Origin of the sequence: Enorma phocaeensis (assembly GCF_016901575.1) — a bacterium.
Taxonomy (GTDB): Bacteria; Actinomycetota; Coriobacteriia; order Coriobacteriales; family Coriobacteriaceae; genus Limicola; species Limicola phocaeensis_A.
On sequence record NZ_JACJKQ010000027.1, the window covers coordinates 1 to 14515 of the forward strand.

Consider the following 14515-nt stretch of genomic DNA (forward strand, 5'->3'; position numbering starts at 1 on the left):
GAGAGCGAATGGGGGTCCCGCCGCTATCTGGACGTGACGCTGCTGGAGGGGTAGCCGCACCGGAGGGCGGGCCTATGGGGCTGTCGGAAAGTGCGCAAGAATCTTGACGGTACCGGGCCGGAGGTCACCGGCAGGCGAGCGCATCGCACCCGCCGCGAGATCTTGCGCATCGACGGCGTCGTGGCCGTGCTCATCAGCTTCTTCTGCTATTGCGCGCTCGAGGGCACCTGCGGCACCTGGGCGGCGACCTATCTCACGCTTGGTCGCGGCATCGATGCCGGCACGGCCGCAGGGTGGGCGTCGCTATTCTTCATCGGCATCACGGCGGGGCGCGCGGTGAGCGGGTTCGTGTCCATGAAGGTGCGCGAGCACAATATGATCCGCCTCGGCCAGGCACTCATAGCGGCGGGGCTTATCGCCGTCGTCGCGCAGGGGACGGACGCGCTGCTCGCACCGGGCCTCGTGTGCCTTGGCGTGGGGTGCGCGCCCATCTACCCGTCCATCATCCATGCGACGCCGGCGCGCTTCGGCGAGGATGTGGCGCTCGAGCTCACCGGCATGCAGATGGCATTTGCCAACATCGGCTCGCTCGTCATGTCGCCGCTGTTCGGCGTCATCGCGCAAAGCATCGATGTTCGGCTCTATCCCGTCTATCTCGCGGCGCTGCTCGCGGTGATGGTCCTCGCCGCAGAGCGCCTCAACCGCGTCATGCGCCGCAAGCATCTCGCCGCCGGGCGCTGAGGCGGCCGCTCCCGGCAGGTCCTCAGCGGTCCTCGCCAAACAGGCGCTGGGCGTTGTCCTTGACCTGTGCGACGAGACCGTCTATCCGTGACGCCGCGTCGTCCTCGAGCCCCCTGAGGCAGAGCTTGCGCGCGTCCTCGGCGGCGCGCCCGATCGCCTCGGCGAGGGTCGCCGGCAGCTTGTAGAGGCGAATGGACGCGAGGGGGACATCTTCGGGTCCCAGGCTCTCGCGCAACTTGGCCTGGGCGGAATGTGCGCCCTTCGGCCCCAGCTCGAGCTTGTCGCTGAGCGACCGCAAGATCTGCGACACCTTGCCCTCGTCGTCGGTCTCGGCGATGCGGTCGAGCACCGCCTCGACATTGGGTCCCACCTTGATGAGCTGCTTTGCCGCGAGCCCGGCGATGGTGGGGGCGAGGGTCACCGTCGGTATGCCGAGGAAGTCGACGAGCTCGCCCATGCCCGCCATGCCCCCCGCGAAATGCAGGTAGGCGAGCACCTGGGCCTCTCTCAGCTCGAAGTCAAACTGGTCCGCGACGGTCTGGAGCGTCCGCAGCCACACCTTCTGGGCAAAGTACGAGGCGCTCAAGGGGTGCCGCGTGGTGCCCGGCGTAACGATTGCCCGCACGCGCTCCCGTCCGAGCTTCTTGGTGCTGGGCAGCATGCCGATGACGGCGTCGTCGTGCGAGTAGGTGAACAGGAAGCCGCGGATCTCGCTGCGCCTGGCCTCATAGTCCGCTTCGTCGTAGACCCGGCGGAAGAAGTCGTCGTAATACTCGATCACCGAGAGCTTCATGCGCACGATGTTGCCCATCGTGAGGCTCTTCTCGATCAGCGAGCCCTTCGTCTTGACGTAGTAGTACACCGGCACACGCAGGGGGTAGATGAGGCGCGTGTGCACGATGTATTCCATGTTGAAGATGAAGTCCTCGCACCACGAGAGCTCGGGATCCATGCGCAGGCGGTGCTCTTCCACCACGTCGCGGCGAAAGAGCTTGTTCCAGATCACCCCGTAATAATAGTCGGCGGGGTTCTCGATCATGAAGTCGGCGTATTCTTCGGGCGTGATGGGCCGGTCGAGGTCGATGTCGCCCTTGCGCGAGGCGAGCTTGTCCACCACGCGGAAAAAGTCGGTGACCACCATGTCCGAGCCGGTCCGCTCGGCGGCGCGCACCATGAGGCGGCTCGCTTCCGCCGACAGCCAGTCGTCGGCATCGACAAATTGCAGGTAGGTGCCCCGGGCAACGTCCAAGGCGGCGTTGCGCGCCACCGAGACGCCGAGGTTTTGCTGGTGGATCACGCGCACGCGGGCATCCCGCCGCGCGGCCTCGTCGCACAGCCCTGCCGAACCGTCGGTCGAGCCGTCGTCGACCAGGATGAGCTCCAGGTCGTCGATGTCTTGCGCGAGGATGCTCGAGATGCAGCGTTTCAGGTGGGCGGCGGCGTTATACACCGGCACGATGATGCTCACCTGCGGCACGTGCTCCGCCTTCTCAAGCGTCGTCTCATCCATCCGGCTCCCTTCGCCGCCCTGCCCGTCGTGCGCTTCGACGCGTGAGGTAATGGTAGCCGTCTGGGTCTGGCCGCGGCAAGGGGAAGGGCGCCGTGCCACAGGTTGTAACGTTCCGTCAGGCTTCTTCGTCCGCCTCGGCCTTGGCCTCGTTGAGGTAGGTGTAGAAGGAGTACTTCGAGATGCCGAAGAACTCGCAGGCGCGTTCGCTCGACTTGCTGATGAGGAAGGCGCCGCGGCGGTCGAGATACCCGATGGCGCGCACGCGGTCCTCCTTGGTCATGAGCGCGGGTGGCTTGCCTACCTGGCGCACGCTTTCGGCAAATAGGTCGTCGAGCAGGTCGGCGATGTTTCGGGTGATGGCCTCGGGCTCGCGGTCGCGGCCGTCGTCGGGGGTCTGGGTGAAGGAGGCGAGCTCCTGCTCGAGCGCGGCCATGAGCGTGATGTCATAGTTGATGGCAAGGATCCCCACGGGCTTGCCCTCGTCGTCATGGATGAAGACGGTGCTCGACTTCAAGGTGCGCCCATCGATGGTCTTCGTGAGGTAGGGGGGACGGTCCTGCAGCAGCTCGGGGTCGCCTTGGAGCGCTTCGAGCACCACGTGGGACGGGCCGGCGCCCAGGCTTCTGCCGCTCACGTGGCCGTTCTCGATGGCGACGACGGCGTGGTCGAGGTCTTCGGCCTCGAGGTCGTGCACGACGACCTCGCAGCGCGGTCCAAACTGCAAGGCGAGGGCCTTTGCAAGGCGGCGATAGAAATCAATCTGAGATTCGGTCATGGCGGTCCTCCTCTAACATGCTGTCAATAACCTAACAAAAAGTTTGTTAGGTTGATAGGGAATTCATAGATTGTTCGGCATATTACCGTTTACCGGGTCAAACCATCCGTCTGCCGGACCTAACAAAAAGTCTTGCATAGGTATGGCCGTGCGTGGTACAACATCAGTGTCAAACAAAAAGTTTGCTTGGCGAATAAAACGTTCGGACGCCTGGCGTCCGGCATACCAGCCCCAAACCCAAGGAGGAGCCGCACCTATGTCGCACAGCAAGATCGAATGGGTTGAGAACCGCATGGAGAAGAGCGCCGACGAGCATCTTTCCATCATGTCGCTCGAGCACGTGGCCGCGGCGCGTGCCTTCCACGGCAGCTTTCCCCAGTACTCGGTGACCCCGCTTGCGAAGCTCGACGCCTTGGCGTCGGAGCTCGGCCTTGCGAACCTCGCCGTCAAGGACGAGAGCTATCGTTTTGGGCTCAACGCCTTCAAGGTGCTCGGCGGCTCTTTCGCCATGGCGAGCTACATCGCCGAGAAGACCGGCAAGCCCGTCTCCGAGATGACCTATGACTACCTGACGAGCGACGAGCTCGCCCGCGACTTCGGCCAGGCCACCTTCTTCACCGCCACGGACGGCAACCACGGTCGCGGCGTCGCCTGGGCCGCCAACAAGCTGGGCCAGAAGGCCGTCGTCCACATGCCCAAGGGCAGCGTGAAGAGCCGCTTCGACAACATCGCCAAGGAGGGCGCCACCGTCACCATCGAGGACGTGAACTACGACGAGTGCGTGCGCATGGCTGCCGCCGAGGCCGATGCCTGCGAGAACGGCGTCATCGTCCAGGACACCGCCTGGGAGGGCTACGAGGAGATCCCCTCCTGGATCATGGAAGGCTACGGCACGATGGCTTCCGAGGCCGCCGAGCAGTATGCCGCCGCCGGCGTCGAGCGCCCCACCCATGTGTTCGTTCAGGCGGGCGTCGGCTCGCTCGCGGGCGCCGTGGTGGGCTACTTCGCCAACCTGTTCCCCGACAACCCGCCCACCTTCGTGGTGATGGAGGCCTCTGAGGCAGCCTGCCTGTACAAGGGCGCCGTGGCCGGCGACGGAGACCCGCGCATCGTGGACGGCGACATGCCCACGATCATGGCGGGCCTCGCCTGCGGCGAGCCCAACACGCTCGGCTGGGACATCCTGCGCAACCACGTGAAGGTCTTCGTGTCCTGCCCCGACTGGGTCGCCGCCCGCGGCATGCGCGTCCTCGGCGCCCCGCTCTCGGGCGACCCGCGCGTGATCTCCGGCGAGTCCGGAGCGGTGGGCGCAGGCCTCATCGACACCATCATGACCGACGAGTCCTATGCAGGGCTGCGCGAGGCCATCGGTCTCGACGAGACGAGCTCCGTGCTGCTCTTTTCCACCGAGGGCGATACCGACCCGGTGAACTATCGCAAGGTGGTCTGGGACGGCGCCTATCCGGCTGAGTAACGTCGGCTAGGGGTGCCGGGCACTGTCCGCGCCGCTGCTCGGGTAGCCCACGCGAACTGCGGAGCTCGCGGCGAGGCGAGCGGCGTCCGGCACCCACCACTCCATTGTTTTCGAGTCCGGATGGCAGATCATGTGCCCCTTGTAGGGCGGAGGGCCGGTATATCCCTCCGCGCGGAGTTCCGCAGGCAAGCGGAGCGCAGCCGAGGACTGTTTGAGCACGGAGGGATATACCGGCCCTCCGTCACGAGGACGTGTATCAACCCCGTAAGGGAGAGAGGATTGCACCACGATGAAAGAGTTGGATTTCGATCAGATCAAGAAAGCAGCCGAGGACTATGGCAAGGACATGACCGCCTTCCTGCGCGCCATGATCTCCCACCCCTCCGAGTCCTGCGAGGAGGGCGAGGTCGTCGCCTGCATCCAGGCCGAGATGGAGAAGCTCGGCTTCGACAAGGTCGAGGTCGACGGCCTGGGCAACGTGATCGGCTGGATGGGCGAGGGCGACAAGATCATCGCCATCGACTCCCACATCGACACCGTGGGCATCGGCAACCGCGACAACTGGACGCACGACCCCTACGAGGGCTATGAGGACGACGAGGTCATCTACGGCCGCGGCGGCTCCGACCAGGAGGGCGGCATGGCCAGCGCCACCTATGCCGCCAAGATCATGAAGGATAAGGGCCTCATCCCCGAGGGCTACAAGATCATGGTCGTAGGCTCGGTCCAGGAAGAGGACTGCGACGGCATGTGCTGGCAGTACATCGTCAACAAGTACTTCGACGGCCCGGAGGACGCGGCGGAGAAGATCGAGTTCGTCATCTCCACCGAGCCCACCGACGGCGGCATCTATCGCGGACACCGCGGCCGCATGGAGATCCGCGTGGACGTCCACGGCGTCTCCTGCCATGGCTCCGCGCCCGACCGCGGCGACAACGCCATCTACAAGATGGCCGACATCATCGCCGACGTCCGCGCCCTCAACAACAACGGCTGCGACGAGTCGACCGACATCAAGGGTCTCGTCAAGATGCTCGACCCCAAGTACAACCCCGACCACTACATGGACGCCCGCTTCCTGGGCCGCGGCACCTGCACCGTCTCCCAGATCTTCTACACCTCGCCCAGCCGCTGCGCCGTCGCCGATTCCTGCGCGATCTCGATCGACCGCCGCATGACTGCCGGCGAGACCTGGGACTCCTGCCTCGACGAGATCCGCAACCTTCCCGCCGTCAAGAAGTACGGCGACGACGTCGAGGTCTCCATGTACATGTATGACCGTCCCAGCTGGAAGGGCACCGTCTACGAGACCGAGGCCTACTTCCCCACGTGGATCAACGCCGAGAGCGCCGCTCACGTCCAGGCGCTCGTCGATGCGCACCACGCCCTCTATGGTGACGAGCGCATCGGCTGCGAGCAGTCCATGGACAAGCGCGCCGGCCGCCCGCTGACCGACAAGTGGACCTTCTCCACGAACTGCGTCTCCATCCAGGGCCGCTACGGCATCCCATGCGTCGGCTTCGGACCCGGCGCCGAGAGCCAGGCGCACGCCCCCAACGAGGTCACCTACAAGCAGGACCTCGTGACCGCCGCCGGCGTCTACGTTGCCGCCGTGAACCTCTACGACGAGTCCAAGAAGACCGGCGACGTCACCGTGTTCCGCGCCGGCGCCACCGATAACGACATTCAGTAACGTCGTCGACGTTGCGCGGCTCCGTGGCGGGCATCTCGCCCTTCCCTCGTCGGGCGGGCGCCTCGTCGCCCGCCCAGACTCCCCGGCATGACCCGCCCGCCACGGTCCCGCCCGCTGACGAGCCATAGACCGTCCAACCTCCATCGCCATCCATCGAAAGGAACCACCATGGCCAAGGACTTCTCCGCCCTCCTCGACGAGCTTGCCGGCTACGACTTCTCCGGAATGTACAACTCCGACTTCCTGCACACCTGGGACAAGACCACCGACGAGCTCCGCGCCCTCTACGCCGTGGCCGCCGCCCTGCGCAACCTCCGCGAGCGCAACATCTCGCCGCGCATCTTCAACTCGGGCCTTGCCGTCTCGCTCTTCCGCGACAACTCCACCCGCACGCGCTTCTCGTTCTCCAAGGCCACGAACCTCCTGGGCCTGCAGCTTCAGGACCTCGACGAGAAGAAGTCCCAGATCGCCCACGGCGAGACCGTCCGCGAGACCGCCACGATGATCTCCTTCATGGCTGACGTCATCGGCATCCGCGACGACATGTACATCGGTGCCGGCGACGCCTATATGGCCGAGGTCGCCGAGTCCGTCGACGAGGCCTATCGCGACGGCGTGCTCGACCATCGTCCCACGCTCATCTCGCTGCAGTCCGACTCCGACCATCCCACCCAGTCCTCTGCCGACCTGCTCTACCTCATCGAGGAGTTCGGCGGTCTTGAGAACCTTCGCGGCAAGAAGGTCGCTGTTACCTGGGCCTATTCGCCCTCCTATGGCAAGCCGCTCTCCTGCCCGCAGTCGCTCATCTCGCTGCTCCCGCGCTTCGGCATGGACGTGACGCTGGCCCATCCCGAGGGCTATGACCTCATGGGCGACCGCGTGGAGGCCGCGCGTGCCTACGCCGCCGAGTCCGGCTGCACCTTCAAGCAGGTCAACACCATGGAGGAGGCCTTCGAGGGCGCCGACATCGTCATCCCCAAGAGCTGGGCGCCGTATGCCGCCATGGAGCAGCGCACCAAGCTGTACTCCGCCGGCGACGACGAGGGCATCAAGGCGCTCGAGAAGGAGCTGCTCGCCCAGAACGCCACGCACATGGACTGGTGCTCCACGACCGACCTCATGGCCAAGACCGCGAACGGCCAGGACACCATCTTCATGCATCCGCTGCCCGCCGACATCTCCGGCGTCTCCTGCGAGCACGGCGAGGTCATGGCCGACGTCTTCGACATGCACCGCGTGGGCATGTACAAGGAAGCCTCCTACAAGCCCTACGCCATCGCGGCCATGATCTTCCTGCAGAAGTGCAAGGACCCGGTCGCGACCCTGAAGGCGCTCGAGGCCCAGGGCAAGGACCGCTGGTTCCAGGCCTAATGGCTCATGTGGGGACCGGGCCGTCCGGGCAGTCCGAGACTCGGGGCATGCTTGCTTGCCGCGTTCCGGCTCCGGGGACGGAACCGTCTCTCCTTGGGCGGCTCGGCGTCCTGCCGAGCCCCTAGATAATCGCCTCTCCCCTTGGCGGCGTCGTCCGGACAGGCCCGAGCGGCACCCGGACGACGCCGCTCCCTCTTTGTACGACCGAGAAAGGTGGTCCTATGTCCAAGCGAATCGTGGTTGCTCTGGGCGGCAACGCCCTGGGATCCAACCTCCCCGAGCAGATGGCGGCCGTGAAGATCACGGCGCGCGCAATCGTCGACCTCATCGAGGAGGGCAACGAGGTCGTGGTCGTGCACGGCAACGGTCCGCAGGTGGGCATGATTGCCAACGCCATGGCCGAGCTGACCCGCTCCGACCCCGAGAAGTACATTCCGTGCCCGTTGTCGGTCTGCGGCGCCATGAGCCAGGGCTACATCGGCTATGACCTTCAGAACGCCCTTCGCGAGGAGATGCTCGACCGCGGCATGGACCGCGGCGTGGCGACCGTGCTCACGCAGATCCAGGTCGACCCCGCCGACCCCGCCTTCGAGCATCCCACCAAGCCCATCGGCCCCTTCATGAGCAAGGACGAGGCGGACGGGCTCGAGCGCGATCGCGGCTACGAGTTCATGCATGACGCGGCCAAGGGATTCCGCCGCGTCGTGGCGAGTCCGAAGCCGGTTGCCATCGTGGAGCTCGACACCATCCAGTCGCTCGTGCGCGCGAACCATGTGGTTGTCTGTTGCGGAGGCGGCGGCATCCCCGTCATCCCGACCGAGGGTCACCACCTGAAGGGCGCCGCCGCGGTGATCGACAAGGACTTCGCGGCCGAGAAGCTCGCCGAGCAGCTCGATGCCGACGCGCTCATCATCCTGACGGCCATCGAGAAGGTCGCCGTGGGCTTTGGCACCGACCACGAGGAATGGCTGGACCGCCTGACGCCCGAGCGGGCTGCAGAGCTCGCCGAGGCGGGGGAGTTCGGCGCCGGCTCGATGCTTCCCAAGGTGCAGGCGGCCGCCGCCTTCGTGGAGAGCAAGGAGGGGCGCACGTCGCTCATCACGCTGCTCGAGAAGGCAGCCGACGGCCTTGCGGGCAAGACCGGCACCACGATCGCACGCGACTAGATGGGCTTCATCGGGGCGTCCGGGTCTTCGGATGCCCCGATTTGCTATGGTGGTGGGGCAGGCCTCCGTCGCCGGGCTTCCCGTCCCCGGCGGGTCGCGCCCCATCGCCGGACCGCCCGTCTTCGGCGGGCCTCGAGAGCAGGCGCCCATTCTCTTCTGCAAAATGGACGCGAGCGAAAGCCTCTTATGCGTTTCGGCCGCTAACGCCGCCTGAGAGGGCCGTTATCGTCCATTTTGCATCACAGGCTTCTCTGGGGCGCCCATTTTGCAGAAGAGAATTCGGCACGCGGCATGCGACATGAGGAGGAGGTTGGGAGCATCGATGCGTATCGGGTGCGTGGTCATGGCGTCGGGTGAGGGGCGGCGGTTTGCCGAGGCCCTCGCCTGCGAAGGCGTCCCGACGCAGCGCGTCCTTTCCGGGCGGGGCGAAGGGGGCAAGCTCGCCGCCCTGCTCGGCGGCATCCCCTTGATCGAGCGCACCGTTCGGTCGGTGCTGGCGGCGGGGGAGCGGGCGCCCTTCGACATCGTGGTCTCGACGCGATGGCACGAGGTTGCCCGGCGTTGCGAGCGCCTCGGCGTGCGCGTGGCCCTTCATGATGGGGGGCTCCGAAGCGAGTCCGTTCGCGCGGGGCTCTCGGTCGGGCTCGATCGATGGGACGGCTGCCTGTTTTTGCCCGGCGACCAGCCGCTCGTCTCTCCCAAGAGCTTCGAGGGGCTCTATGCCGCCTTTGCGTCAGACCCGCATGCGGCCGTTCGGCTTGGATGCGAGGGGGCTCCCGGCAGCCCCGTGCTGTTTCCCGCCCGGCTCTTTCCGGAGCTCATGCATCTTTCGGGAACCCAGGGCGGCGGCGCGGTCCTTTCGCAAGCGGGGCGCGTCGGCATCGTGGAGGCGTCTTCCCCCATCGAGCTCATGGACGTCGACACTCCTTGCGACCTGGCTGTTTTGGAGCGCTGGCTCCCAGAGGCGGCAGGGTAGGGAGAGGACGCGCGTCGCCCGGCTTCCCGCCGCCGGCTGCAACGTAATTTCGATAGGAGGCACCATGATCATCATACGAAACGGCACCCTCGTTCTCCCCGAAGGGCTCGTCCGCGCCGATCTCGCCATGGAAGGCGGTCGCATCGCGCGCATCGCGCCGTCCGTCGAGGCGCATGAGGGCGACGAGGTGCACGACGCGTCGGGCTGTTGGGTGATGCCCGGCCTCATCGACGCCCATACGCACCTGCAATGCTGGACGGGCATCGACTGGACCGCGGACAGCTTCGAGACCGGCACCAGGGCGGCCGCCTGCGGTGGCACGACCACCGTCGTCGACTATGCAACGGCAGACCGCGGCGTCAGCATGCCCGACGCCCTTGCCGAATGGCACCGTCGCGCGGACGGAACCTGCACGGCAAACTACGCCTTCCATATGGCCATCGCCGAATGGGGCGAGGGCTCGCTGGAGCAGCTCGACGAAATGTTTGCCGGCGGCGTGCGCACCTTCAAGACGTATTTCGCCTACGACCATCTGAAGCTCGACGACGCCCAGACCCTCGAGGTGCTCGAGGCGGTGCGCGAGCGCGGCGGCATGCTGTGCGTGCATTGCGAGAACGGGGCGCTCGTCAACGAGCTGCAGCGCCGCGTCCTCGCCCGGGGCGTCGTCGGTCCCGAGGGGCATCCGCTCAGCAGGCCGGCCGAAGTCGAGGCGGAGGCGGTGTCTCGGCTGCTCTACCTCGCCCATCTGGCGGGAGACGCCCCGGTAAACGTGGTGCACCTCTCCACCGAGCTTGGGCTCGCGGCCATTCGCGAGGCGCGTGCGCGCGGACAGCGCAACATCCACGTCGAGACCTGTCCGCAGTATCTGGTGCTCGACGACTCCCGCTATCTGGAGGAGGGCGAAGACGGCTTCGCGGGCGCCAAGTACGTGATGAGCCCGCCGCTCAGGAAGCCTTCCGACAGGCGGGCGCTTCGCCGCGCGGTGCTGTCGGGCGAGATCGAGACCATCGCGACCGACCACTGCTCGTTCAACATGAAGGGGCAGAAGGACCGCGGGCGCCCCGATGCGGGCGGCAACTTCACGATGATCCCCAACGGCGGCCCGGGAATCGAGCACCGGCCGGCGGTGGTGGCGACCACGTTCGGCGACGAGCTCGGCCCCTGCGACCTCGTGCGCCTCATGAGCGAGAATCCGGCGCGGGTCTTTGGGATGTGGCCCCGCAAGGGCCGTCTTGCCGAAGGGGCCGATGCCGACGTGGTGGTGTGGGACCCCGCTGCACGCTGGACCATCAGCGCGAAGACGCAGCAGCAGGCGGTGGACTACACGCCCTACGAGGGCTTCGAGGCGCACGGCAGGGCGCATCTGGTGTTTGTGAACGGCGAGCTCGTCGCTCGCGACGGGGAGCCGACGGGTGTCATGAGCGGCTCCTACGTGGCGCGATAGGCGGCGGCCTTTCTTACTCGGCGATGCTCCAGAGCGCTTGCTGGGGGTAGTCCACGGCAAGCACGGGGCGTCCCAGGGCATGGTGGAGCCCCCGCGCGTCCTCGAGGCGCCGCTCGTCGGCGACGTGGGTGACCAGGATGCTGACGGACGCCTCTCGAGGGCACGGGATCGCTCCGTCCGAGAGCTCGGACGCGAGGACCTTCGCGACGAGCTCCGGGGTCACCGGGTCGCAGGGGCATGAGCCCGAGCGCCTGCAGAAGACCTCGGGCCGGTGCGCGACCGACTCCACGGGGGAGCCAAACCCATGCGCGCCCACCACGATCACGAGGCTTCGCGTCTCGGTGGGTACCACGGGCTCGTGGGCGGCATGCGCCTTGATGGGAAGCGCGCGCGACCCATCCGCCTCGGCAAGCACGTAGTCGGCAAGCCGGGCCAGCCCGTCGAAGGGCATCTTCGGTGCGGCGAGCTTCCCGTCTTGTGCGGGTGTCCCGCAGCAGACGGTCGGGTGCCCGTCCAGTACCTGGGCAAGCTCGCTGACGCGCTCTCCGGTGTAGAGCGGCGTGAAGGGGAAGGGGCGTATATGGGTCGTCGTGGTGAGGATGATGCGCGGGGGAGTCGCCGCGTGTGTCCCGTCGACGCCCGCCCCGTTCATGTCGGGGCTGCCGGGCGCCTCAAGCAAGGTCGCGAGCGTGGCGAGCGTGGTGGTCTTGCCGCCGCTGCCTACGACGGCGGTGACTCCGCGGCGGATATGCAGCGCGGTGGGGAGCATGCTCATGGGAAGGCGTTCGGGCATCGGGGTCCTTTCGGATGCGGGCCGTCTGCCGGGCGGCTCTCCTAGACGGGGCACCAGGCAGATACACTGTACGTTGGTTGCGATTGTATCGCGGAGGTGCGAAAGGGGATCCATGTTAGTTGTGATTCGCGGGGCGGGCGACATCGCCACGGGCATTGCGGCCCGCCTGCATGCGGCTGGCTGCGAGGTCGTCATGTGCGACATCGAGCGGCCCACCACCGTCCGCCGCACCGTCGCATTCTCCGAGGCCATCCGTCTGGGCGCATGCGAGGTGGAGGGCGTGCGCGCATGCCGCGTGGACTCTGTGCAGGATGCGCGCGCGGCGGCGCGGTCGGGTGACGTTGCCGTGCTCGTCGATCCCGAAGCCGTCTGCGTGCGCGAGCTCAAACCTGCCGCGCTCGTCGACGCGATCCTGGCAAAGCGAAACCTCGGGACCACCATCGCCGACGCCCCGGCGGTCATCGGCGTCGGACCGGGCTTCGCCGCCGGCCACGACTGCCATGCCGTGGTCGAGACCAAACGCGGCCATTACCTCGGTCGCGTCATATGGGAGGGCTCGGCGATCCCTAATACGGGAGTTCCTGGCGTCATCGCGGGGCATGGCGCCGACCGCGTGCTGAGGGCCCCTGCCGCAGGCGTGTTCGAGCCCGTGCTGAACATCGGCGATACGGTGCATGCCGGAGACGTCGCCGCGCGAGTCGCGGGAACCGATATGCTCTGCACGATCGATGGGGTGCTTCGCGGGCTGCTTGCCCCGGGCGTTGCCGTGACCGAGGGCATGAAGGCGGGCGACATCGATCCGCGCGGGGTGCGTGAGCACTGCTTCGGCATATCCGATAAGGCGCGCGCCGTCGGCGGCGGCGTGCTCGAGGCGGTGCTCGCGCTCACAGGGGCGCTGCGATAGCGTGCCTGTCGGGACGGTTCCAAAGAGAGAGGTGTCTACCATGGACGATCTGCTGTCGGATCGCATGAAGGAAGAACTTGACGCGGGACGGCCGGTGGAGCTCTGCGTGCTCGTCGAGACCCATGGCTCCTCGCCGCGCAAGGCGGGCGCGAGCCTCGTGGTGCTGGAAGACGGATCGACCGCCGGGACCATCGGAGGCGGCGCGCTGGAGCGTCTTGCGGTCAAGGAGGCTCGCCGCGCCCTGGAGTCGGGCTCGTCGCGTGTGCGCGACTACACCATGAACGGCGCCGAAAGCGACACGGGCATGATCTGCGGGGGCGACGCCCGGGTCTGCCTGCTGCACATCGCGCCTGGTGCGCCCGGAATCGCGAGCATGCTCGACGCAAAGAAGTCGGGGTCGCCGACGGCCCTGCTCATCGACATGGCAGACCTCGAGAACCCTGCAGCGGTCATCGTTGCCGACAACGAGGGCCCCACGACTGCCACGCTGGAAACCACCGCAGAGGAGCGGCGGGCCCGCGCCTCGCTCGCCAACGCGGCGACGTCGGCAGGCCTCATCTCGGTTCCCAAGGCGTGTGACGACAAGACCTGCTCGTGGGCGCTTTCCTGCACCGAGGCGCAGACCAAGGGGACGGCGTTTGCGCTGCCGTTGACTGCGGAGGGCCGTGTCTACATCATCGGGGGCGGCCATGTGGGCGCGGCGCTCGTGCCCGTGCTTGCAGGGCTGGGATTCGAGGTCGTGGTGTATGATGCGCGGCCGGAGTTTGCCGTGCCCGAAAACTATCCTGCTGCGAGCAGGGTGATCTGTGCGAGCTTCGCCGAGCTGGCGAGCCATGTGACCATCACGCGGCGCGACTATGTCATGGTGTGCACGCCCGCCCATGGGTCCGACCTCGAGGTGGTCGAGCATGCGCTTGCATGCCGTCCGCGTTTTCTGGGATGCCTGGGGAGCGCCAAGAAGACGTCCTTTGTACACGGCAGGCTGCGCGATGCCGGCTTCAGCGATGAGGAGATCGCGCGGCTGCGCATGCCGGTGGGCATCCCCTTGGGTGACGAGACGCCTGCCGAGATCGCCATTTCCATTGCGGCCCAGATGATTTGCGTGCGGCGCAACCATCCCGAGCCGACGGCCTAGCGTTCGCCGTGTTCTCACGACCCGTTCGTGAGGTTGGTGCGCCGTCCGGTTCATTTGAACTCCGCCTCGCCCTCGCACGCCGTGCGCTTGGCGCGGACACCGGGGTCCTTGGCGCGGACGCCGCGGACAAAGGGGTAGAGGCGCGGCTCCGGCTCATCGCAGAGACGATATGAGAAAGCCATTGAGGGGTCGCCTCCCCGCGGCATACCTGGTCGCGGGCTGGGCGGGGACAATGGTGTTGTATCGTCACCTGCGGTGCCGCCGTACCGCACGTATGGGAGGAGGCTCCCCATGCCGCATGTTACCTCCATCGGCCTCGACGTGCACGCCCGCTCAGTCTCCGCGTGCGCCTTCGACCCCTTCACGGGGGAGGTGACGCAGAGGGCCTTCGGCACCGACGCCGGGGAGATCGCTGAGTGGTGATACCGCTAATGTAAAAACAACCACTCGCGCAAACGCTTCGCGCCGTCCGTGCTAACGGAAACCCGCCATCCGCGCTAACGCATTTTCACCATGTTCGCAAACGAGGATAT

The 14515-nt window shown here is 66.8% G+C and carries 14 protein-coding genes; 10 read left to right on the top strand and 4 right to left on the bottom strand.

What is annotated here, in order from left to right:
• The first annotated feature begins 90 nt into the window (after nt 1–90).
• The gene (locus H6A15_RS09540) at nt 91–741 is read left to right on the top strand and encodes an MFS transporter (protein WP_204673525.1); all 651 of its coding nucleotides are present in this window, start codon (nt 91–93) and stop codon (nt 739–741) included.
• Nucleotides 742–763: 22 nt separating this feature from the next.
• Here the strand turns inward: H6A15_RS09540 and H6A15_RS09545 are convergent, their stop codons facing one another.
• Together H6A15_RS09545 and H6A15_RS09550 are read right to left on the bottom strand one after the other, a co-directional pair.
• Nucleotides 764–2251, bottom strand: coding sequence for a glycosyltransferase (locus tag H6A15_RS09545; protein ID WP_204673526.1), 1488 nt, complete (start codon nt 2249–2251; stop codon nt 764–766).
• A gap of 115 nt (nt 2252–2366) precedes the next feature.
• Nucleotides 2367–3026, bottom strand: a complete 660-nt coding sequence (locus H6A15_RS09550) for a helix-turn-helix transcriptional regulator (protein ID WP_204673527.1) — start codon at nt 3024–3026, stop codon at nt 2367–2369.
• A 256-nt stretch (nt 3027–3282) separates the two neighbouring features.
• Here H6A15_RS09550 and dpaL point away from each other — a divergent pair, with 256 nt between their 5' ends.
• From dpaL to hydA, 6 genes are all read left to right on the top strand, one after another.
• Nucleotides 3283–4500, top strand: a complete 1218-nt coding sequence (dpaL, locus tag H6A15_RS09555) for a diaminopropionate ammonia-lyase (RefSeq protein WP_204673528.1) — start codon at nt 3283–3285, stop codon at nt 4498–4500.
• A gap of 289 nt (nt 4501–4789) precedes the next feature.
• Nucleotides 4790–6193, top strand: a complete 1404-nt coding sequence (locus H6A15_RS09560; RefSeq protein ID WP_204673529.1) for a YgeY family selenium metabolism-linked hydrolase — start codon at nt 4790–4792, stop codon at nt 6191–6193.
• A gap of 168 nt (nt 6194–6361) precedes the next feature.
• Nucleotides 6362–7564 (top strand): knotted carbamoyltransferase YgeW, encoded by a 1203-nt coding sequence (gene ygeW / locus H6A15_RS09565; RefSeq protein WP_204673530.1) that lies wholly within the window; start codon nt 6362–6364, stop codon nt 7562–7564.
• Between the two features lie 221 nt (nt 7565–7785).
• Nucleotides 7786–8730 carry a carbamate kinase gene (gene arcC / locus H6A15_RS09570; protein ID WP_204673531.1) on the top strand — a complete coding sequence of 315 codons (945 nt, stop codon included), beginning with the start codon at nt 7786–7788 and terminating at the stop codon, nt 8728–8730.
• Between the two features lie 310 nt (nt 8731–9040).
• The gene (locus H6A15_RS09575) at nt 9041–9706 is read left to right on the top strand and encodes a nucleotidyltransferase family protein (protein ID WP_204673532.1); all 666 of its coding nucleotides are present in this window, start codon (nt 9041–9043) and stop codon (nt 9704–9706) included.
• Nucleotides 9707–9770: 64 nt separating this feature from the next.
• The gene (gene hydA, locus H6A15_RS09580) at nt 9771–11150 is read left to right on the top strand and encodes a dihydropyrimidinase (protein ID WP_204673533.1); all 1380 of its coding nucleotides are present in this window, start codon (nt 9771–9773) and stop codon (nt 11148–11150) included.
• A 13-nt stretch (nt 11151–11163) separates the two neighbouring features.
• On the opposite strand, the gene yqeC is transcribed toward hydA, so the two are convergent.
• Entirely contained in the window at nt 11164–11943 is a 780-nt protein-coding gene (gene yqeC, locus H6A15_RS09585; protein ID WP_204673534.1) for a selenium cofactor biosynthesis protein YqeC, read from the bottom strand.
• Nucleotides 11944–12055: 112 nt separating this feature from the next.
• Here yqeC and yqeB point away from each other — a divergent pair, with 112 nt between their 5' ends.
• Both yqeB and H6A15_RS09595 read left to right on the top strand, forming a co-directional pair.
• The gene (gene yqeB / locus H6A15_RS09590) at nt 12056–12847 is read left to right on the top strand and encodes a selenium-dependent molybdenum cofactor biosynthesis protein YqeB (RefSeq protein WP_204673535.1); all 792 of its coding nucleotides are present in this window, start codon (nt 12056–12058) and stop codon (nt 12845–12847) included.
• Nucleotides 12848–12887: 40 nt separating this feature from the next.
• The gene (locus tag H6A15_RS09595; RefSeq protein WP_204673536.1) at nt 12888–13982 is read left to right on the top strand and encodes an XdhC family protein; all 1095 of its coding nucleotides are present in this window, start codon (nt 12888–12890) and stop codon (nt 13980–13982) included.
• A gap of 50 nt (nt 13983–14032) precedes the next feature.
• Here the strand turns inward: H6A15_RS09595 and H6A15_RS10595 are convergent, their stop codons facing one another.
• The gene (locus tag H6A15_RS10595) at nt 14033–14164 is read right to left on the bottom strand and encodes a hypothetical protein (RefSeq protein ID WP_275060853.1); all 132 of its coding nucleotides are present in this window, start codon (nt 14162–14164) and stop codon (nt 14033–14035) included.
• Nucleotides 14165–14273: 109 nt separating this feature from the next.
• Here H6A15_RS10595 and H6A15_RS10600 point away from each other — a divergent pair, with 109 nt between their 5' ends.
• The gene (locus tag H6A15_RS10600) at nt 14274–14405 is read left to right on the top strand and encodes a hypothetical protein (protein ID WP_275060854.1); all 132 of its coding nucleotides are present in this window, start codon (nt 14274–14276) and stop codon (nt 14403–14405) included.
• The last annotated feature ends 110 nt before the right edge of the window (nt 14406–14515 follow it).

Bases quoted from the DNA above. Each gene is read 5' to 3' on its own strand.
- ygeW (WP_204673530.1), top strand. From the start codon at position 6,362: ATGGCCAAGGACTTCTCCGCCCTCCTCGACGAGCTTGCCGGCTACGAC.
- hydA (WP_204673533.1), top strand. From the start codon at position 9,771: ATGATCATCATACGAAACGGCACCCTCGTTCTCCCCGAAGGGCTCGTC.
- H6A15_RS10595 (WP_275060853.1), bottom strand. From the start codon at position 14,164: ATGGCTTTCTCATATCGTCTCTGCGATGAGCCGGAGCCGCGCCTCTAC.
- yqeB (WP_204673535.1), top strand. From the start codon at position 12,056: ATGTTAGTTGTGATTCGCGGGGCGGGCGACATCGCCACGGGCATTGCG.
- H6A15_RS09560 (WP_204673529.1), top strand. From the start codon at position 4,790: ATGAAAGAGTTGGATTTCGATCAGATCAAGAAAGCAGCCGAGGACTAT.
- H6A15_RS09545 (WP_204673526.1), bottom strand. From the start codon at position 2,251: ATGGATGAGACGACGCTTGAGAAGGCGGAGCACGTGCCGCAGGTGAGC.
- H6A15_RS09595 (WP_204673536.1), top strand. From the start codon at position 12,888: ATGGACGATCTGCTGTCGGATCGCATGAAGGAAGAACTTGACGCGGGA.
- yqeC (WP_204673534.1), bottom strand. From the start codon at position 11,943: ATGCCCGAACGCCTTCCCATGAGCATGCTCCCCACCGCGCTGCATATC.
- arcC (WP_204673531.1), top strand. From the start codon at position 7,786: ATGTCCAAGCGAATCGTGGTTGCTCTGGGCGGCAACGCCCTGGGATCC.
- H6A15_RS10600 (WP_275060854.1), top strand. From the start codon at position 14,274: ATGCCGCATGTTACCTCCATCGGCCTCGACGTGCACGCCCGCTCAGTC.
- dpaL (WP_204673528.1), top strand. From the start codon at position 3,283: ATGTCGCACAGCAAGATCGAATGGGTTGAGAACCGCATGGAGAAGAGC.
- H6A15_RS09550 (WP_204673527.1), bottom strand. From the start codon at position 3,026: ATGACCGAATCTCAGATTGATTTCTATCGCCGCCTTGCAAAGGCCCTC.